This window comes from Leucobacter sp. L43 (assembly GCF_016597785.1).
GTDB lineage: Bacteria > Actinomycetota > Actinomycetes > Actinomycetales > Microbacteriaceae > Leucobacter > Leucobacter alluvii.
The window spans coordinates 78,233-96,250 of the sequence record NZ_JAENJG010000003.1 but is presented as its reverse complement, the minus strand read 5'-3'; the positions used below and the strand labels follow the sequence as shown (position 1 = coordinate 96,250).

Genomic DNA, 18,018 nt, shown 5'->3' with positions numbered 1-18,018 from the left:
TCATCGTGGGGTTGACAGGCCGCCGGATCACGCCGGAAGCGACCCCGCCGCGCCTGCGCCGGGCCGCACCCCCACTCGCGCTTCGCGCTGCTCGCCGGCGCGCGACACGGCATCGTCGATGCGTTCAAGGTCGAACACCGCGCCGACGAGCTCCTCGAACGGGAAGTCGCGCCCGTGCTGCACGAGGAAATCGATCGCCGCCGCGAGATCCTGCTGCGCGTAATTGTGCACGCCAGAGATCGTGATCAGGCCGCGCACCACTCGTTCCGGCACGACGGGCACCGGCTCGGTCGGGAACACGCTGCCGACCCAGACGACCGCTCCACCGACCGCGACGGCCTCGAGGCCGGCTGCAACGGCCGCGGGGGCGCCTGAAGCGTCGATCACGATGTCAAAGGCCCCGGGATCGATGGAGTCGCATGTCGGATCGAGTGCGTGCTCGGCGCCGAATCGACGTGCGAGACGGCGCCGTGCTTCATCTGGGTCGGAGACCGTCACCGACGCCCCCTGCACCGTCGCCATCGCCGTCACCGCCAATCCGATCAGCCCGCCTCCCGTGACCAGCACTGCCGCTCCCGGCGCCTCTGCGCGTCGCGCGAGCGGCACCGTGCGCAGTGCGACCCGAAGCGCCGCGCACGCCGTCGCGATCCCGCACCCGGCTGGCGCGAGCACTGCTGCCGGTGTCTCGGCCGGCACCCGCGCTATCGCCGTGCCCGCGAGCAGGTGCACGTGCGTGGCGAATCCACCGCTGAGCTCCCAACGATTCGACGCGGCTTCCGCCCCGAACCGCTCGTGACCGTACTTGCGCAGTGCCCGGCATTTCTGCGTCATCCCGCGGAGGCATCGGTTGCAGTCCCCGCAGTGCACGGTGAGCGACCAGACGACGCGATCACCCGCCGACAGCGGCGATCCGTCGAGCGCACGCGCGCCGTGCCCGACGCGTTCGACGCGACCGACTGCTTCGTGCCCGAGCACGAGGGGCACCGGTTCCTCGCGATGTCCGAGCACCGTGTGCACGTCTGAGCCGCAAATGGTCGCCAGCTCGACCCGCACCAGCGCCTCTCCCGCACCGAGTACCACATCCGCGATCTCCCTGTGCTCGTGAGGTCTTCCGGGCCCAGTGAAGACCATGGCCGTCGCAGCGGTTCGAGACGCAGCGCCCCGCATCAGCGACCCGGTGCGCCGGAGACGGGCTCGGACAGGATCGCGGCCCGCAGGCCGGTCACGTCGTCGAGCACGATGTGAGCGCCCGCGGCCTCGAGTGCCGCGCGGTCATGCGCTCCGCTGAGCACTCCCGCGACGAAGCCGGCCCCCGCGCGCCGCCCCGACCGCACATCGCTCGTCGTGTCGCCGATCACCGCAACACGGTCCACGGCTTCGGTTTCTGTGCGCATGAGTGCGGTGAGCACCAGGTCGGGAGCCGGGCGCCCGCGGCCCGCGTCCACCGGTGAAAGCGCGAGGTCGATGAGGTGCTCCCATCCGAGGCCCTCGAGAATCGCGTCGCGCGTGGCCGGGGCGAAGCCGGTCGTCAGCGCGACGGTGAGGCCCGCCTCCCGCAGCTCGCCGATCACCTCGGCTGCTCCGGGAATCTCCTCCACGCCCTGCTCGACGACGAGTTCTCCGTATGCCGTCTCGAACGCTGCATTCGCCGCCTCCGCCAGCGCGAGATCGCCTCCTGAGAGGTGCGTGAAGACATCGATCTTCGACTGCCCCATCGTGTGCCGCACGTACCCGAGCGCCTCGTCCCAAGGCATCCGCGAGGCGACCCCGGTGCGCTCGTTGGCGCGGGTGAACGCTTGCTCGACGACTCCGTCATCGCGCACCGTCGTGCCCGCCATGTCGAGCACCACGAGTTCGATCGGTGCGGAGTGTGTCGGGCGGGGGGAGATAGTGGTCATCGGAGATCCTGTTCGTGAGTGACTGCGGGGAGGGGAAGACCGGTGGCGGCGGCGACCGCCTGTTCTGCGAATCCGAGGCCGCAGGTCATGCCGATGCCCGTGGTGACGGCGATCGCATGCGCACCGGGTGCGATCTCGCGGCTCAGGAATTCTCGGGCCGCACTCGCGTAGACGCCCTGCCACCGCTCGATGACACGAGGTGCTGAGATCCCGAAGATCACCTGCGCCTCGTCGAGGATCGCCTGCTGCGCATCCTCGGATTGGAACGGCGATGCGACCGAATCGCGCACGTGCGTGTCGCCGAGCAGCAGACTCCCGTCGGGCAGCTGCGTATACATCTGGTTCAGGTCGATCGCGGCGAGATCCGGTCGCTCCGCGTGCAGGCGTTCCCGCACGGGTGCCGCTTCGGCAAGCCGAGCGAATCGCCCGTACCGTACGAGCGACCACCCGGTGAGCAGCGGTGCATCGAGGGGGCGGGCCAGGGCGGCTTGCACGCGCATCATGTCGAGCGCGCACCGTTCGACGCCGGCTTCGTGCGCGAGATCAGGGAGCAGATGGTCCAGGTCGTGCCCCACCGCGACGATGATCGCAGGAGCATCGACGCCGCCGCGAGACGTCTCGACTCGACCGCTCGACACGGCAGTCGCGCTCGTCCGCATGCGGAACTCGACCCCCTGCGATTCGAGGTGGCGCGCAATCCGTTCCGCCGCCACTCGCGGGTTGGTCTGCAGATCGACCTCGACCCGCGCGCCACCGACGGCGATGCCCGGAGCGAGAGGCGAGGCGGCCTCGATCTCACGGGCGTCGAGCAGGCGAATTCCGCCGTCGACCGCAGCGGCCTCCAGCAGACGCAACTCATCGGCGTGACGCGCCACGATCAGCGTCCCGGACTCCCGCATCCAGAAATCCGCTTCTCGCGCCAACTGCAGCCAGAGCGCGCGGCCCGCATCGGCGTACGCGCTGGCCTCACCCTCCTGGGCGCCGATGCACAGGTGTCCGAAGTTGCGAACCGAGGCGCCCGCGATGCGCGCACCGCGCTCGATCACGACCACGCGCAACCCCCGCCGCAGCGCCGCATACGCTGCCCCGAGCCCGACGATGCCGGATCCGACGATCGCAACGTCGAATGCGTCAGACGAACGTTGTCCCGGATTGCGGTTCATCGCAGCGCCTTCCTCATCCACATCGCGAGCCCCTCGACGAGAAGCACGACCACCAAGATCATGAGCACGATCGACCCGACCAGCTGATAGTTCGAGCCCTGCCCTGCGTTCAGCAGGTAGTAGCCGACACCGCCTCCGCCCACGATCCCGAGCAGCGTGGCTGCACGAACATTCGTATCGAGCAAGTAGAAGGTGTGCCCGATCAGCGCTTGCGCCCCCTGCGGAACCGTCGCACCGAAGTACATCTGCAACCGGGTCGCGCCCGTGGCGGTGAGCGCGCGCTCCGGACCGCGCGGCACCTCCTCGAGTGAATCGGCGATGAGCTTGCCGAGGAGACCGATGCCTCCGAACGCGAGGGCGATGGTGCCGGCCTGCGCACCGAGACCGGTGATGACGATGAGCACGATGGCGAGAATGAGCTCCGGAACGCCGCGGATTCCGACGAGCAGGAACCGGAAACCGGACCGCGTGGCCGGGTTCGGTGCCACGTTCCGCGCCGCGAGCGAACCGATCACGATCGAGGCCATGCAGGTGAGCAGCGTCGCAGCGAGCGCGATCTCGACCGTTTCCACCATTGCCGTGAAAATGGTCTCGAACCCGTAGTTGCCGAAGTTCGGCGGCCAGAACGATGCGGCGACCGCGGGCACCTTGGCCCAGAACGTCACGAAGTCGCCCCAGTTGATGCCGCTCACGACCACTCCGGCCACGACGGCGGCGAGCGCGAGCCATGCGCCGATCGCAGTGCGCACCCGCACGCTCCCCCACGGGCGGCGCATCGCCGCGTCGACGGACGCGAAACCGGTCCGCGCGCCGGGGGCGGCCCCGCCGCGACGCCCGCCGCGTGCACGCGCCAGCAGCTTCACGAACACGCCCTTGCCGGCGCGCTCGCCGAGCATGCCCACTCTGACTGCGCTCGAGATCATCTCCATGGCGACACACAGCACGAAGATGACGAGGGCGATGCCGAGGCCGAGGCCGTAGTTGAGCGACTTGAACGCGTACGACATCTCGAGCCCGAGGCCGGCGACGCCGACGTATCCCAACACGACGGAGCCGCGCATGTTGATGTCGTTGCGGTGCAGCACGGTGGCGACCCACGAGGGCATGACCTGGGGCAGGATCCCCGCGCTGAACTCCTGGAGCTTCGATCCGCCCGCGGCGCGAATCGCGAGACGCGGACCCTCATCGATCTGCTCGATGGCATCGGCGAAGAGCTTGGAGATCATGCCGATCGAGTGGATGCCGATGGCGAGAATGCCCGGGAGCGAGCCGAGCGAGAAGAGCAGCACGAAGACCATCGCGAGCACGACGTCGGGCAGCGCACGAGTGAACACTCCGATGAAGCGCGCGAGTGCTCGCCATCCCCGGCCCGGCGTCGTGTTCTCAGCCGCCAAGTAGGCGACCGGCACGGACAGTACGGCCGCGAGCACGGTGCCCGTGAGCACGAGCCCGACGGTCAGCACCGTCAGCTGCAGCAGGTCGGCGGGTTCCGGGAACTGCAGGCCGCCAACGCGTGCGAAGAAGCGCTCGGCGTTGGAGGCGCTCTCGATCATTCCCGGAACCGATATGTCGACGCGCATCAGTGCGACGAATGCGACGACGACGAGGATCCCGAGCGAGATCCCGGCCGCCGCCCGCTGCGGATCCCGGCGCTGCCCGGGTGCCCGCGAAGCCAGGTCGGCCCTCCGGTCGCCGGCCTCCGGCTCGGCGTTTCTCTCGGGCAGGAGCAGCGTCATCGAACCAGCTCCGGCTGTTCCACGGCTGACACGGCTCCGCCGGCACCCGGAGCGCTGAGCTCGCGCTCGACGGCTTCGAGTTCGGCGGTCGATGTCGCGACGCGACCGTAGATCTCCATCACTTCCGCGCGACTGAGCCCCTCGGCCGGAAGGTCGAGCACCCGTGAGCCGTGGCGGAGCCCGACGATGCGATCCGCCCACGAGATCGCGAGGTCGACCTGGTGCAGGCTGCAGACGACGGTGAGCCCGTCCGCCGCGGCGATCTCCCGGATCAGCGCCATGACTTGAGCGCTCGATTCCGGATCGAGCGACGCGACGGGTTCGTCTGCGAGCAGCACCTCGGGGTTCTGCATGAGCGCCCGCGCGATAGCCACGCGCTGCTGCTGGCCTCCGGAAAGGGTGTCGGCTCGCTGATACGCGCGATCGAGCAGTCCCACCCGATCGAGGTGTGTGAGGGCACGGTGCTTCAGCTCGCGCGGGTAGCTGAAGAGTCCGAGTCGCGGGCCGCGAAGCGCGCCGAGCGCCCCGGTGAGCACGTTCTCGAGCACGGTGAGCGGGCCGACGAGCTCGAACTGCTGGAAGATGAAGCCGACGCGGCTCCGCAAGCCGCGCAGCCGGCGACCCCGCATCTGCGGAACCGACTCGCCGAGCACTTCGACGGATCCGGCACTCGGCGTCTCCAGCCCGTTGATGTGCCTGAGCAGGGTCGATTTGCCCGAGCCTGAGAGGCCGAGCAGCACGACGATCTCCCCGCGATCGACCCGCAGGTCGACCGCGTCAAGCGCCAGGGTGTCGTCGTAGCGCTTCGTCAGTCCGCTCAGGCGAAGCACGGGGGCGTTGGGGTTCTCGTTCATGTCGACGGCCTCTCAGGGGTGGGGGTGGGCCGGGCTTACGCCTGGCACTGCTCCGCGTCGGTCTCCTTGCAGATGTCGCGGATCGTGTCGTAGTACGCGTCGTCGACCGGCTCGGTCGAGTAGAACGTTGCGCGGAACGCGTCGCTGTCGGCGCTTTCGATCCCCGACTCGATGATCTCGTCGATCGTGACTTCGCTCAGAATGCCGGTGAGCTGGGTTTGCAGCTCCTCGGGCAGGGAGTTCGACATCACGATCGGCGCACCCGGCACCATCGTCTCGTCGACGACCTTCACGGCGTCGGATTTCTCGACCTCGCTGTCTTCGGCGAACCCGACCTCGCACTCCACGGCCTCGCCGACCTTCTGCACGCTCACGTCGTGCTTGCCGGCGAACACCGGCGTGACGTCGGTCTTCGGGTCGATATCCGCTTCGAGCAGGTTGTAGCTCGGGAAGAGGTAGCCGGAGGTCGAAGAAGGATCGACGAAGCACACCTTCTTGCCCGCGAACTCGTCGATCGAGCTGATGTCGCTGTCGACCGGCACGATCGCCTGGGAGTAGTAGCCCGGCTCTTGGCCGTTCTCCGTGACGATCGACGAGATCGGGGTGAGCTCCGCGCCGTTGTTCGTGGCGGTGACGTACGTGAACCCCGAGAACGAGGCGACGTCGATCTTGCCTGCGATGGCGCTTTCGATGAGTGCCGCATAGTCGGTCGACTCGTGGTACTCGACCGTCTTCCCGGTCTCCTGGGCGATGTAGTCCATCAGCGGCTGATAGTTGGTCTCGGTGTCGACCGAGTCGGGCACGACCCCGAAGACCAGGGTGTCGGACTCCGATGCGAAGGTTCCGGCAGCGTTCGCTTCGCCGCCGCCTTCTGCTGCGTCGGCCGATCCGGCGCAGGAGGCGAGGCCGAGGCCGAGGAATGCAACTGCTGCCAGTGCGGCGGTCGATTTGAGAGCGCGGAGCTTCATGTGTGCCTTTCACAGTGGTGGGGAACGAACCGCGACCACCATCGCACCTCGAAGGAGCAAAAATGTACCTATCTCGCGAGGGTTCAACCGTTGTTCACGCTCAGGGGCGCAAAGTTGAACACTCCGTGACCGAATGCTGCCCGCACGCAGAGAAGGAGATGCAGCGGTAATCTGCCTATGTGACTCAAGTTATCTACATGCGGATCGCCGAGGCCCTCCGCGATCGGATCGTCTCCGGGCAGCTCGCCCCGGGCGCCGACGTGCCGACGGAGGCGGATCTCGCAACCGAATGGGGTACCTCCCGCGGCCCGGTGCGCAATGCGCTCGCCCTGCTGAGGGCTGAAGGGCTCATCGAAACGGGCCGGGGACGACCCGCACGGGTGTCCGTCCACGAGTCGACCCAGCGCCTCGACGTGCAGGTGCCGTTCACCCGGTGGGCGGAGGAGTCGGGGGCGGTACCCGGCGCGGTCACGCAGCAGTTCTCCCGCAAGCGCGCCTCGGCGCGCACTGCGGCCCGCTTCGGGATCGAACCGGGCGACCCCGTGGTCGAGGTGGTTCGGTTGCGCCTGCTCGACGGCAAACCGAGCATGCTCGAACGACTCGTCTACATCGACGACGTCGGGAGAGTGCTGTTCGCCCACGACCTCGACCGCATCTCGATCACGGAGCTCCTCACCGCGAACGGCTTCCTCCAGGGCGGGGTGGAGCACGAGATCGATGCGATCGCCGCCGATCAGCTCGACAGCGAGCTCCTCGGCGTCGCCGAGGGCTCGCCGATCCTGCGCCTGCATCGCGTGTCGCACGACGCCGACGGCCGCATCATCGAGGTCTCCGACGACCACTACCGCAGCGATATCGTGCGCTTCACCTTCGGGGCGCCGGGAGCCGCGGCACGATCCGTGCACGGCGGGCAGTTCCTGCGCGGTTTGCAGAGCTGACAGTCCGCGGCGGGCTACGGCAGGCTGAGCAGCGCGATACCGCCGACCACCACGACGGAAGCGGCGATGCGCGCGACGGGGCGGTGCTCGCGGAAGACGAGCGCCCCGAAGAGGCTGACGAGCACCACGCTCACCTCGCGCACCGGCGCGACGAGGGCGACCGGGGCGATCGTGATGGCCGTCAGCACCAAGATGTACGAGAGCGGCGAGAGCACCCCGAATGCCAGGAGCCTCCCCCACTGCGCGCGAAGCGTCGGCAGCAGTTCGGCGCGGCGGCGCCACGCGGCGATCGTGAAGAGCGGGATCTCGAGCGCCGTGCATCCCACCATGAACGCCACCGGTGAGAGCTGCCACTCTCGGAGCGCATGAGCATCCCAGATCGTGTACGCAGCGATCGCGACACCGGTGGCGAGGCCGGCGGCGATGCCGGGATCCCAACCTCTGCGACCGACTGCACGATCGACGGCGCGGTGGTGACGATCGGGTCGGCCACCGGCATCGAACTTCTCGACCCCGGGGGACCTCGGCTGGACGGGTCGCCCGATGATGCCGATGGCGACGATGCCGCCGACCACGACGAGCACTCCCACGAGCGCGAGCGGCGCCGGCCGCTCACCCAGCAGAGCGACCGCGATGATGACCGTGAGCAGCGGCCCGGTCCCCCGCGCGGTCGCGTACACCGTCGAGAGATCCCCGACCGCATATCCGCGCTGCAACACGAACATGTAGCCGACGTGCAGCACCGCGGAGACACCGGCGCCGAGTGCGAATCCGGCCCAGTCGGGCGCACCGCCCGCTCCGTACCCCGAAGCCCCGACACCGCCGGTGAGGGGAATCACGCCGACCCAGAGGACCGCCCCGAAGACCGACCCCCACCAGAGAAAGGGCACCCCGATGCGACTCGCGCCGTGCGCGATGATGTTCCATGCGGCGTGGGCGACGGCCGCGGCCAGTACGAGCGCGAATGCGGTTTCAGACATGCGGAACCTTCCGCTCGCCGGGTTCGGGCAGGCGAGCGTGGTTCCTCCGGGCTTTTGTCCTGTCAGATGACGCAGAATCGCGGGAACCTGCGTGGCGCCGCTCGGACCAGACGAACCGCACCTCCGTGCGGCCCCGGAACCCTAGGCGCTATCGCTCTCCACTCTACGTCGGTGCGGCTGCGGTGCTGCGCTCGATCGACCGGCGTTCATCGAGCATTCATCATCTATGGGTTCCCCGGTGCAGGTCGTCCGTTCCGGTCTCCTCGTGCGCACTCGTCTCGGAGACGTCCGGGCGCTCTGATCCGGTTTCCGATCCGAGCGAGTCCGCCGCGGGCACACGCTCCACTCGGATCTCCTCGTGACGCACGGGAACAGTGATGGTCTGCTGCTCGGTGATCACGTATTTGCGCAACCGAACGCGGCTCCTGGAAGCGTCATTCTCAGACCGGTTCCGGCGCGCTTCCTGCTGCGCCCCCCGATCCTCGGTACTCCCCGGCGCCTGACTCCCACCGGGAGCCTGGGCGTCGTCTGCTGCAGTGTGATCGTGCTCGTTCCCCGTCTTCCCGCGGTAGTAGTCCCACAGTCGATCGTGCTCGTCGTCGGAGAGCGCGCCGTCCGCATCGATCCTGGGCGCGTCCTTCACCGTGGCCTTGTCGTACGCCACGCTCAGGGAGTCTCCGTCGAAACTCGCGTCGCGCAGTGGGACGAATGACTCGGATGTTCCGAAGAGGCCGGTCGCGACGCTCACGAACAGTGGCTGCTGATCGTCTTGGTCGACGAACACCTGCTTGACGCTGCCGATCTTGTCGCCGTCGACGTCGAAGACGTTCGCGTCGAACATGCCGTTGATGGAGGTGGAATCGATCATAAGTGCATTCCTCTCATTCAGTGGTGCATCGGTGACGTGCTGACCTCATCGTCCGAGACCGATATGGTCGACCTTCCGGTGGTATCGCATCCCCGAGATGCCGCCGAGGATTGCTCCGCCCAGACTGACGACGACGAGCACAACCGCGGTGATGATGCCGGTGGCCGTCAGAGTGCCCTCATCGATCGGAATGCGGGGAAACCCGTTGAGATTTCCGAGGACGTTGAACTGGGAACCGGCGATCGCCGTGAGTATTGCGACGAGAATCGCGATGACGATGGCCCACACCCACACGGCGACGCCCTGTTTCGCGCCGGAGAATCGGGCCATGCGTCCGGCGACGTACCCGCCGCAGAAGTAGGCCACGAAGAGGATCACGGCGAGCACAATCGCTCCGATGATCCCGACCGTGTCAGCGTTCGAGGTGAGATCCTCGGCAGCCGCCTGCGCATCCCCGTCCGCAGCCCCGAGCCCGACTCCTGCGCCGACAGCGCTGAGAATCGCGGTCAGCAGAACTGCGGTTCCCATCGCGGTGAGCCAGCCGAAGAAGGCGGAACCCCACTTGATTCCCCCGAATTGCTGCTTCTCCCGATCGAGAACCTCTTCTCGGCGGGTCGGGCCTCGCTCCGCCGCAACAGCAGCGTGGTCTCCCGAAGATTCAGAATTGTGCTCAGTGTTCATTTCCGTGCTCCTGCCCTCGTCGTCAGTGCGGGATCGAGCCTCTCCGTGTGGGGGCCTGGCACCAGGTTCCCCCGACTTTCCTCTCCGCGCGCGGGGGTTGACCTCTGGCAATGCGGTGAGAAAATGCCCCAAGCCGTCCCATCATTCATCTCTCACTCCGATGGGACGGCCGAAGCCCGTACCGTGACTATTCCCTTACGACGCGGATCGTCTCGATGGACGGGTCACCCGGATCGGGAAGACGACCAATCCCTGGCGATGACCGGGCGGGGTGAATCCGTACCGATGGCGGTGGCGCTGATCCGCCAGGGCTGCCAGAACCGAGCGTGTTGTTGATCCATGCGCCTACTCTCCGCATGAACTTCCAGCCTCGGCGCCCCCGTGACACTGACGCGAGTCTCGGTGTGCATCGTGTGGCCACGAGACCAACATCTCGGTGTGCTCTTGTACGAAGCAGTGAGACATCGTAGTTTTCGGGCTATGGCCTCACCCCTCCAGGAAACATCGAGCAGCACAAGTTCCGCATATCGCTCGAGTCTCTCAGCCCGGCAGTTGCTCGGGGCTTCGTCGATCGCTTGCAGCGGCCTGCTCTTCGCACTCTTCCCCATCCTGCGCCCCTGGTCGGATACAACCGAAACTGCGGCTGGCCTTGCAGAAGCCTTCACGTCACCCTGGTGGATTGCATCTCATCTTGTTGGCGCACTCGCCCTCGTGCTGCTCCCGTTCGGCGCCATTCCCATTCGAGATGCGCACCTCGCGTCGCCCGGAGCGGCAGCTGCACGCGCGACCCTCCCGCTGCTCTGCGCGGGCGTCGGGCTGACGCTCCTCTACTACGGTGCCGAAACGTTCGCACTACCCGCAGTCGCCGGAGACGCGTCGACAATTCTCGAACGCTCAGCGTCGATTCGCTTCGGAGCGGTGCAGGTCACCCTGCTCGGCGTCGGACTCCTCTGCATTGCGGCGGGAGCGATCACGCTCGCCATCGCTGTGTGGCGGGGACGGATCCTTCCACGATCCTCCGCTGTGCCCCTCGCCGCAATGATCGCACTCTATCTCCCCCAGTTCTTCGCGCCGCCGCCAGTCCGGGTCGCCCATGGCATCTTCACCGCGATCGCTGCACTCTGGCTCGCAGGGTCGCTGTGGCGCGCGAGAGCATCTAGCCCCAGTGACGCACCGGCCAGCGTTTGACACCAGTCACGCCTGCGCCCTCCGGGTCTTGCGCTCCGTGATATCGGTCAGCGACAGCTCGTTCGGCGTGTCAGCGGCGAACACGTGACGCGTTCTGCCGTCCGCGTCGACGACGGTGTAACCGTACGGCTTGCGCAGCATCGGATCCACAGCCGAGTCTTCTGAGAGATCGACGGAAACATCTTCGGTCCCTCGTGCGTCGAGTTCCTTGTGCCTCGTCATGCACTGGGCGCAGCTGGGGATGGTGTAAACGGTGATGGTGTTCATGGTGCGCCTCCTGCGACCCAGACTCGGTACCCCGCGCTGTTCGCCGAAGGCTTCGCTCCAGAAACGGGGCATAGCCCGAGAAGAAGAGAGCCGCCCTCCGTGCAGGCTCCTCATGTCACACGACGTTCGCTCTGATCTATGAAGGGTGAACGTGAAGGGGTTACTCAACGTGCTGATCGCGATCGGCATGGTCACCGCAAAAGCCGTCCCTCCTGAAGCGCTGGTTATTCGATCGTGATCGGTGCGCGCTGTTCCACTGACGCGATGGAGGCTAGCGCGATTTCGAGCGCTGCGCGTGCGTCGCGTCCGGTAGGAATCGAGCCATAGAGATCGGCTTCTGACGGAAGAGCACGAGTGGCATCGGCGAACGCCCGCAGTTCCTCGACGTAGGCGTCATGAAAGAGCTCGACGTTGAGTCGTGAGGTCGGCGACTGAGCGCCTGCGCAGGTGTAGTACCTCATGCTTGAGGCGTGCACATCACCCGCCGTCACCATGCCTGCGGATCCAAACACCTCTCCGCGTACGTCGTACCCGTATGCGGCTGAGAAGTTCGCTTCTGCCGTGGCAATCGCCCCGTTGTCGTAGCGGATCGTGACGACTGCCGTGTCCAGGAGCCCTGCTTCCTTGAATTCTGGCGCTACGAGTGCATCGGCGACCGCGTAGACCTCGATTGGTCGCGCTCCGGCGTTGAACCAGTTCAGCGCGTCGAAGTCGTGAATGAGTGTTTCGAGAAAGATCGTCCACGGTTTGACCGCGCCGGGATTGGCAAGACCGGGATCGCGCGTGACCGATCGAAGCAGTTGAGGTGTCCCCACTCCCCCGTTTTCGATAACCTCGTGAGCGGCGGCGAAGTCCTGTGCGAAGCGTCGATTGAACCCGACTTGCAGATGAACGCCCGCGTGACTCGCGGCAGTGATCGCCCGATACGCGTCATGCAATGTGAGAGCCATCGGCTTCTCCACGAAAACAGCCTTCCCTGCTTCCGCCGCCGCGACGACAAGATCCGTGTGAGTGAAGGCTGGTGACGCGATCACGACTCCGTCAATGTCGTCATCCGCGATGAGCTGCAGCGGATCGAGGAACACTCGACCAGTGCCGAGCGGGTGAGCGACTCGTTCGGCCGCGCCGGGTCGTGGGTCTGCAACAGCGGCGAGTGTCGCCCCTGGGACCCTCAGTGCGATGCTCTGAGCATGAAAAGCACCCATCCATCCCGAGCCGATGAGGCCGATGCGCGCGATGTCGTTGGTCATCTGTGACTCCCGGAAGCATGTATGCGGTAGCCGTCGTCGGCGACGGCTATTGAGCTAGCGACCACCCTAGCGACGAAAACTGGCACGTGCCAAGCTTTGTTCGGACATTTGCTCAGTTTTCCCCCGCTCGAAGCGCTGGGAAGGGCGGCTTCGTCCTCGCCAGGCGTATGGGATACACAGTGGAACGGAGCGGCACCAGAGCTCTGGAGCTTGATTCGCCTCACAAACAGCCGGCTCGGACACGACACTGCTCTGTTCATTGCACCTCACGCAGTATTTCGAGGTGCACCCATGTCTCGAGACTCGCTACCTCGGGTCGTGAATGCACGCTATCGAGCTGAGCTCTCAATTCTGCAAGACTCCGCGAGGATACGGTGGCGATTATGTCAAAGCGTCCGATGCCGGTCGCGACGAATTCGATCGAGGTGAGGCGCGCGATCGCCTGGGCCGTCGTCTCGGGGTCCCCGTACACATTCAGACCGACCCCCATGGCGACGTTGCGAGACGCCGCTCCACGCTTCACCAGTGCGCCGATTTTGATGAGTCCATCGTCGAATAATCGACGAACACGGGCGAAAACGGCTCCGCTGGTGAGGTTGACGCGCTCCCCCAGCTCGCGATATGTGAGACGGCCATCCTCCTGCAAAAGTGCAATGAGAGCTTCGTCAATGGCGTCGATACTCAGGTCTGCATCGAGCACGGGTACTGGTAGCGAGGCGAAACGAAACACGCGATCGTAAATCACCGTACTTACCGCTTCGACGCCGGGGGTGCCTCGGATTTGAGTCAGTGCTTCTTGGAGCTCGCGTCGCGTGCCCGCGTGGAGTTCAGCGATGACGCTGAAGAGCCCGCCGATGGTCGAGATGAAGTGCGCTTGCGGCATGCCCTTCAATACGTCGAGCACCGGCTCGACGAGTTTGACTGCCCAAATCGAGACGTGAGCTCGATACTCTTTCCGGCCCAGTTCCGGGTTTTCGACAGCAGCTATTCGCACCTCCCCCGATGACTGCAAGCGCCGCACAGTAGCGCGTGCCACGGCGGGAGTGATTCCGGCGCGCTGGGCGATACCCGAGTAGCTCTCTCGCCCGTTTTCGCGCAGAACATTCAGAACGCGGTCTTCGATTTCCAACTTTCATCACCTCTTCCGCCTTGCGACGAAAAATTAGAACACGAACGGCAAAATTAAACCTTTTTCGAACGAGCTGATCATATAACGCACTTTGTTCAGTTCGGCGAGACTGATTTTGCACGAGTCCATTTGACGCATCACGGTGGGAAACGTACCTTGAAGCCGTCCAGCAACCTGATCCGCGCAAGGAATCTCAATGAAGCGATTACTCAACCGCCGCACTTTCATAGCGTTTATCGGCGCATACGTCGTCGCATACTTCAGCATCGACTTTGTCCCATTGGTGCTCAATGACCTCACGATTTCTCGAGGGCTTTCGATCTCCGAGGCCGGGTTCGTGGTCACGTTCCTCACGCTCGCCATGGCGATCACGAGTGCTGTCAGCGTGAAATTTGTTGCCCGGTCCCGACGCGCGCCAATTGCACGAATCGGACTTCTCGTGGCTGGAGTGGCTTTCGCGGCCGCCGCGTTTGCCCCCTCGGCGGTGCTGATCGCTGCATGTTTCGCACTCGCCGGCACGGGTGTCGGGGCAAGTATCGCCGCAGCCTCCGCGGCGCTTGCTGCAACAGCCGATCCGGATGCTGCAACTACAACAGTCACGTTCATCAACCGTGCTGGTGCCGGTCTCATCATCACGCTGCTGCCCTTTCTCGGCAGTGACCTCGCCATCACACTCGGAGCACTCTCCGTGCTGATGTTGATCTCTTCCGCTTTGGTGTCCGGACTTCCGGAGTCACCAGTGCACGATCTCAATACGATCCAGATCTCGACGTTGGACCACGAGCGTCCTTGGATTGCAGCAGCACTCCTGATCGGGGTTGGAGCATTTATATGGTGCCTTTCAGAGGACATGGTCTACGCGATCGCCGCGACCGTTGCCATCGATGCTGCAGGAGTACCTGAACCACAGGTCGGTCTCGTGCTTTCAGCTTCAATGGTTGGAGGCATTGTGGGCACGTTATTCAGCCAGCCATTGCAGCGACTCCTCAAGCGGCGAAATGCGCTCGTGTTGACAATCCTTATCGGCTCGGCCAGTAAGATCCTGACGCTCACCGCCACTTCTCCGGCGATGTTCGCAACCGCGATGTTCATCTGGGGTACTGCATACGCGATGACACTGATCTACATCATCGGTTTCGCCGCCTCCATTGATGCGACAGGACGAACGAGCACTCTTGTTTCGTCGTTGTACCTCGCGGGTTTTCCGTTATCACCGCTGGTGGGCGGATGGCTTGCAGAGCACGTGACTGCCTTCGAATTTTCGCTGTGCGCGGCCATCCCGAGCACGCTGGTGGCACTCCTCTACCTCAGCACCGGCAATCGCATCATGAACAGCGCACACAGCCCAACAGACCATCCATCAATCGAGCACGCCGAGGAGAACGTACGACCATGACATCGATCCATGAGGGGATCACGATCACCTCCCCCGACCCAGAACGGACCGCACTGGGCCTTTCGGTGTTCGGGCTGGTGCCCTACTCCGGCACAGAAGAACTGATGCTCCGTGGCGCGGGCAACGGGCCGAGCGTCATGATCAGGCAAGGACAGCCAACCGTTCCGACTTCAGCCGTGTTCTACGGGGTCGATCTATACTCCAGCAACGCCGAGCTATCGGCAGACCTTGCAGAGCGTGCGGGGTGGCTTGCCCGGAGGCCCTCGGCGTATTGGGCGAGCGGACGTCCGATCATCGAATCGCGAATTCACCGAGAAGACGACGCCCTCACGGTGTTCGCAGCCCAAACAGATCCAGCACTCGCACTCAAGACGCGTCTTGATGACCACCCAGAAGAACTGCACAGCGATATCGTCACGACCGTCTGGTTCGTGGAAGAGGCCGCAGTCGCTGGTGAGGTGGAGTTCTGGACGAAGGCAATGGGGCTGCATCTTTTTGAAGAACCCGCGTGGTATGACGCTCGATCGATGGCGCAACTCTTCGATCTCCCAGAACCGCGTCGAGTAGGCGGAGTACTGTTCGCGGACGACGCCGGGACTCATCTCCTAGAGTTCCTCTACCTCGAGGGCGCAGGGATTCTCGAACCCAACGCGTCTGGCGTCACAGGATGGCAGTCCATCCACTTCATTCGCGAACAGATGCCCGACCTCATGGATGCTCGTCTCATCGGGAAGGATGCTGCCGAGCGAGACCTTTGGGAAAGCCCAGGAGGTGTGAGATTCACTGTCGAAGAGGCCGGGAATGACGCAGGGACGGATACTGCATGAGCATCTCAGCAATTTCAGAGATCGTTCTCCGATCCGAGGATCCACTCAAGACCGCCGCTTTCCTCACCAGTTTCGGCACTGCCGTGGAGTGGCTGCCACCAATTCCACTGGACCAGGCGCGCCGCTGGTATGGGGCCGATCGCGAGCTCCAGCAGTTGCGAGTTGCGACGCCGGCAACGAGAGGCGCGGTCCGGGTTCTCGAGTCCATCACCCCTCTTCGCAGGCTCCGGCCGTTCACCGAAGGCGGATATGGAATCGACTTCTACACCAGTGATGTTCAATTTGCGTCACACACGGTCGCTCGGCGAGGACACCTCCCGGCGCCGCCGCTCGCCTGGTTTGAAGAGAAAGAAGAACTTATCGAAGCTCGGCTCGAGGATCCGACTGGCACGTACGCTGTCTTCCTACCTCAGATGGATCAGGTAAGCCGTCTACATCCCTCACTGATCGATATCACCCCGAACCGCCTGTACTCGGAACTCTGTATGACCTCGTGGATCATCAAACGGGAAGACCGTGAAGCGGAGCGTGACTTCTGGGGCGAACAGCTCGGGCTGCGCTCCGTCATCGACACTGACATGGACGCCACTGATATGGGCACCCTTATGGGACACGTACCCGCCCCACTGCATTCCATGCAGTTCGCACTCGACGGCTCACCGTGCCTCATTGACCTGCTGAGCTACGAGCTCGGGCAAGTGACTAGCGCAGATCCACAGACCAGTGCAATCAGCGCGATCGTGCTCGACACTTCACCTGATATGGCAGCGAAGATCAGCGGCGGCGAGGTTCCCGAGGAAGCGAATCGTGGCCGCGGTCGCGAAAAAGTGGTTCGGACGCAATCTCCGTCTGGCATCCCCCTCGAACTCTGGAGTACACGATGACCGCATCTTTCCCCATCGCACTCACGCATGGAACAGGCCGGAAGAACACGCCGGAGCTCAGCGACTATGACGATGTGTCTGAGCAATGGAAGGAAACAGAATTCCTCGCTGACACTGACCCAAACCATGTGCTTGCCGGTGCATGGGAAGGCGAACCCGGATGGGTCCGGTTCGACAGTTGGCCGTACACCGAGATCTGCTTCATTCAGTCCGGCCGCGTAGAGGTTGAGGACGCTACGGGGCGAAAGGAGGCCTTCGGGGCAGGCGACGCATTCCTTATTCCAGTCGGGTTCGCCGGGATTTGGAGGACCCTTGAGCCCACTCAGAAGATCTTCGTCGGCGTGCCAGTGTCCAATCCGTAAGATTTGGGGCTGTCCGTGAGCATGGGCAGCCCCGCACCGATACCGCGCGACCCGCCCCTTACTGCGATCATTGCACCCCTCCGGAGCTGTGGCTCGGTCGGCTTCGACTCACGATGCAGACAGATCCTTACTGAACGTCAGGGCGGTAGTGGTCCACCCGAGCTTCCGGTAAACGGCGTGAGCGTCTTCGCGGTTCATCCGAGAACTCAAGCTGGCTTGAGCGGCACCGTGCTCCCGCGCCCAGTCTTCGAAGACTGACACAAGTCGCCGCGCGATGCCCTGACCACGTGCGCGTTTGTCGACCACGAGCGCTGAGAGTCGCGCTACGAACCCGTCTCGTTCAATGCGCCGACTGAGATCTCCAACCAATAAGCCCACGGTTCTTACGTCGCCCTCCGCGATCCAGCATCCGACACGCGAATCCGAGAGGAGAGACGCGACGCGCTGACGGATCGCTTCTTCGGTGGACGGATAACCGAGCTGATCGAGAAGTGGAACGAGAGCCGCGGAGTCTTCGATCTGGAGCTGGCGAACAATCATCCACCGAGCTTAGTAGACCTCTAGTCCGCGTTCGTGAGGAGTGATCATCGATGGTCGCTGGCAGGTGATCGCGGGCGAGGTATTCCTAG

General features: G+C 64.7%; 19 protein-coding genes. 6 read left to right on the top strand and 13 right to left on the bottom strand.

What is annotated here, in order from left to right:
• Window positions 1–27: 27 nt before the first annotated feature.
• From JE033_RS12465 to phnD, 6 genes are all read right to left on the bottom strand, one after another.
• Window positions 28–1,080, bottom strand: a complete 1,053-nt coding sequence (locus JE033_RS12465; protein WP_370567959.1) for an alcohol dehydrogenase catalytic domain-containing protein — start codon at window positions 1,078–1,080, stop codon at window positions 28–30.
• An 86-nt stretch (window positions 1,081–1,166) separates the two neighbouring features.
• On the bottom strand, window positions 1,167–1,898 hold the full coding sequence (locus JE033_RS12460; RefSeq protein WP_090152775.1) for a phosphonatase-like hydrolase: 732 nt from the start codon (window positions 1,896–1,898) through the stop codon (window positions 1,167–1,169).
• Complete coding sequence (locus JE033_RS12455; protein ID WP_200332056.1) at window positions 1,895–3,061, bottom strand: TIGR03364 family FAD-dependent oxidoreductase; 1,167 nt, start codon at window positions 3,059–3,061, stop codon at window positions 1,895–1,897. Before JE033_RS12455 ends, JE033_RS12460 begins: the two co-directional genes overlap by 4 nt.
• Window positions 3,058–4,797: an ABC transporter permease gene (locus JE033_RS12450; RefSeq protein WP_200332054.1), complete on the bottom strand. Its 1,740-nt coding sequence runs from the start codon at window positions 4,795–4,797 to the stop codon at window positions 3,058–3,060. The genes JE033_RS12455 and JE033_RS12450 overlap by 4 nt, the downstream gene beginning before the upstream one ends.
• Window positions 4,794–5,651, bottom strand: a complete 858-nt coding sequence (gene phnC / locus JE033_RS12445; protein WP_090152782.1) for a phosphonate ABC transporter ATP-binding protein — start codon at window positions 5,649–5,651, stop codon at window positions 4,794–4,796. Before phnC ends, JE033_RS12450 begins: the two co-directional genes overlap by 4 nt.
• A gap of 35 nt (window positions 5,652–5,686) precedes the next feature.
• Complete coding sequence (gene phnD, locus JE033_RS12440; protein ID WP_200332052.1) at window positions 5,687–6,619, bottom strand: phosphate/phosphite/phosphonate ABC transporter substrate-binding protein; 933 nt, start codon at window positions 6,617–6,619, stop codon at window positions 5,687–5,689.
• 179 nt (window positions 6,620–6,798) lie between these two features.
• Between phnD and JE033_RS12435 the strand changes: the two genes are divergently transcribed.
• On the top strand, window positions 6,799–7,557 hold the full coding sequence (locus JE033_RS12435; protein ID WP_370567958.1) for a GntR family transcriptional regulator: 759 nt from the start codon (window positions 6,799–6,801) through the stop codon (window positions 7,555–7,557).
• A gap of 14 nt (window positions 7,558–7,571) precedes the next feature.
• Here the strand turns inward: JE033_RS12435 and JE033_RS12430 are convergent, their stop codons facing one another.
• From JE033_RS12430 to JE033_RS12420, 3 genes are all read right to left on the bottom strand, one after another.
• The gene (locus JE033_RS12430) at window positions 7,572–8,537 is read right to left on the bottom strand and encodes an EamA family transporter (protein ID WP_200332050.1); all 966 of its coding nucleotides are present in this window, start codon (window positions 8,535–8,537) and stop codon (window positions 7,572–7,574) included.
• A gap of 220 nt (window positions 8,538–8,757) precedes the next feature.
• On the bottom strand, window positions 8,758–9,405 hold the full coding sequence (locus JE033_RS12425) for a PRC and DUF2382 domain-containing protein (protein ID WP_200332048.1): 648 nt from the start codon (window positions 9,403–9,405) through the stop codon (window positions 8,758–8,760).
• Between the two features lie 45 nt (window positions 9,406–9,450).
• The gene (locus tag JE033_RS12420) at window positions 9,451–10,086 is read right to left on the bottom strand and encodes a hypothetical protein (RefSeq protein WP_234037516.1); all 636 of its coding nucleotides are present in this window, start codon (window positions 10,084–10,086) and stop codon (window positions 9,451–9,453) included.
• Window positions 10,087–10,797: 711 nt separating this feature from the next.
• Here JE033_RS12420 and JE033_RS12415 point away from each other — a divergent pair.
• Window positions 10,798–11,274 carry a hypothetical protein gene (locus JE033_RS12415; RefSeq protein WP_200332045.1) on the top strand — a complete coding sequence of 159 codons (477 nt, stop codon included), beginning with the start codon at window positions 10,798–10,800 and terminating at the stop codon, window positions 11,272–11,274.
• A gap of 6 nt (window positions 11,275–11,280) precedes the next feature.
• Here JE033_RS12415 and JE033_RS12410 read toward each other — a convergent pair whose 3' ends face one another.
• From JE033_RS12410 to JE033_RS12400, 3 genes are all read right to left on the bottom strand, one after another.
• Complete coding sequence (locus JE033_RS12410) at window positions 11,281–11,541, bottom strand: hypothetical protein (RefSeq protein ID WP_200332043.1); 261 nt, start codon at window positions 11,539–11,541, stop codon at window positions 11,281–11,283.
• Between the two features lie 224 nt (window positions 11,542–11,765).
• On the bottom strand, window positions 11,766–12,791 hold the full coding sequence (locus JE033_RS12405; protein ID WP_200332041.1) for a Gfo/Idh/MocA family oxidoreductase: 1,026 nt from the start codon (window positions 12,789–12,791) through the stop codon (window positions 11,766–11,768).
• Window positions 12,792–13,047: 256 nt separating this feature from the next.
• On the bottom strand, window positions 13,048–13,920 hold the full coding sequence (locus tag JE033_RS12400) for an Lrp/AsnC family transcriptional regulator (protein WP_200332039.1): 873 nt from the start codon (window positions 13,918–13,920) through the stop codon (window positions 13,048–13,050).
• Window positions 13,921–14,116: 196 nt separating this feature from the next.
• On the opposite strand from JE033_RS12400, the gene JE033_RS12395 reads away from it, so the two are divergent.
• Genes JE033_RS12395 through JE033_RS12380 form a run of 4 tightly spaced genes read left to right on the top strand, consistent with a single transcriptional unit; the run spans window position 14,117 to window position 17,389 of the window.
• Complete coding sequence (locus tag JE033_RS12395) at window positions 14,117–15,316, top strand: sugar MFS transporter (RefSeq protein ID WP_200332037.1); 1,200 nt, start codon at window positions 14,117–14,119, stop codon at window positions 15,314–15,316.
• Complete coding sequence (locus tag JE033_RS12390; protein ID WP_200332035.1) at window positions 15,313–16,143, top strand: hypothetical protein; 831 nt, start codon at window positions 15,313–15,315, stop codon at window positions 16,141–16,143. Before JE033_RS12395 ends, JE033_RS12390 begins: the two co-directional genes overlap by 4 nt.
• Window positions 16,140–17,027, top strand: coding sequence for a hypothetical protein (locus JE033_RS12385; RefSeq protein ID WP_200332033.1), 888 nt, complete (start codon window positions 16,140–16,142; stop codon window positions 17,025–17,027). The genes JE033_RS12390 and JE033_RS12385 overlap by 4 nt, the downstream gene beginning before the upstream one ends.
• Window positions 17,024–17,389, top strand: a complete 366-nt coding sequence (locus JE033_RS12380) for a cupin domain-containing protein (RefSeq protein WP_200332031.1) — start codon at window positions 17,024–17,026, stop codon at window positions 17,387–17,389. The genes JE033_RS12385 and JE033_RS12380 overlap by 4 nt, the downstream gene beginning before the upstream one ends.
• A 108-nt stretch (window positions 17,390–17,497) precedes the next feature.
• Here JE033_RS12380 and JE033_RS12375 read toward each other — a convergent pair whose 3' ends face one another.
• Complete coding sequence (locus JE033_RS12375) at window positions 17,498–17,929, bottom strand: GNAT family N-acetyltransferase (protein WP_200332029.1); 432 nt, start codon at window positions 17,927–17,929, stop codon at window positions 17,498–17,500.
• Window positions 17,930–18,018: the final 89 nt, after the last annotated feature.

Coding starts and splice junctions, on each gene's coding strand:
- phnD (WP_200332052.1), bottom strand. CDS start 6,619: ATGAAGCTCCGCGCTCTCAAATCGACCGCCGCACTGGCAGCAGTTGCA.
- JE033_RS12460 (WP_090152775.1), bottom strand. CDS start 1,898: ATGACCACTATCTCCCCCCGCCCGACACACTCCGCACCGATCGAACTC.
- JE033_RS12380 (WP_200332031.1), top strand. CDS start 17,024: ATGACCGCATCTTTCCCCATCGCACTCACGCATGGAACAGGCCGGAAG.
- JE033_RS12450 (WP_200332054.1), bottom strand. CDS start 4,797: ATGACGCTGCTCCTGCCCGAGAGAAACGCCGAGCCGGAGGCCGGCGAC.
- JE033_RS12410 (WP_200332043.1), bottom strand. CDS start 11,541: ATGAACACCATCACCGTTTACACCATCCCCAGCTGCGCCCAGTGCATG.
- JE033_RS12385 (WP_200332033.1), top strand. CDS start 16,140: ATGAGCATCTCAGCAATTTCAGAGATCGTTCTCCGATCCGAGGATCCA.
- JE033_RS12425 (WP_200332048.1), bottom strand. CDS start 9,405: ATGATCGATTCCACCTCCATCAACGGCATGTTCGACGCGAACGTCTTC.
- JE033_RS12420 (WP_234037516.1), bottom strand. CDS start 10,086: ATGAACACTGAGCACAATTCTGAATCTTCGGGAGACCACGCTGCTGTT.
- JE033_RS12405 (WP_200332041.1), bottom strand. CDS start 12,791: ATGACCAACGACATCGCGCGCATCGGCCTCATCGGCTCGGGATGGATG.
- JE033_RS12455 (WP_200332056.1), bottom strand. CDS start 3,061: ATGAACCGCAATCCGGGACAACGTTCGTCTGACGCATTCGACGTTGCG.
- JE033_RS12375 (WP_200332029.1), bottom strand. CDS start 17,929: ATGATTGTTCGCCAGCTCCAGATCGAAGACTCCGCGGCTCTCGTTCCA.
- phnC (WP_090152782.1), bottom strand. CDS start 5,651: ATGAACGAGAACCCCAACGCCCCCGTGCTTCGCCTGAGCGGACTGACG.
- JE033_RS12430 (WP_200332050.1), bottom strand. CDS start 8,537: ATGTCTGAAACCGCATTCGCGCTCGTACTGGCCGCGGCCGTCGCCCAC.
- JE033_RS12390 (WP_200332035.1), top strand. CDS start 15,313: ATGACATCGATCCATGAGGGGATCACGATCACCTCCCCCGACCCAGAA.
- JE033_RS12395 (WP_200332037.1), top strand. CDS start 14,117: ATGAAGCGATTACTCAACCGCCGCACTTTCATAGCGTTTATCGGCGCA.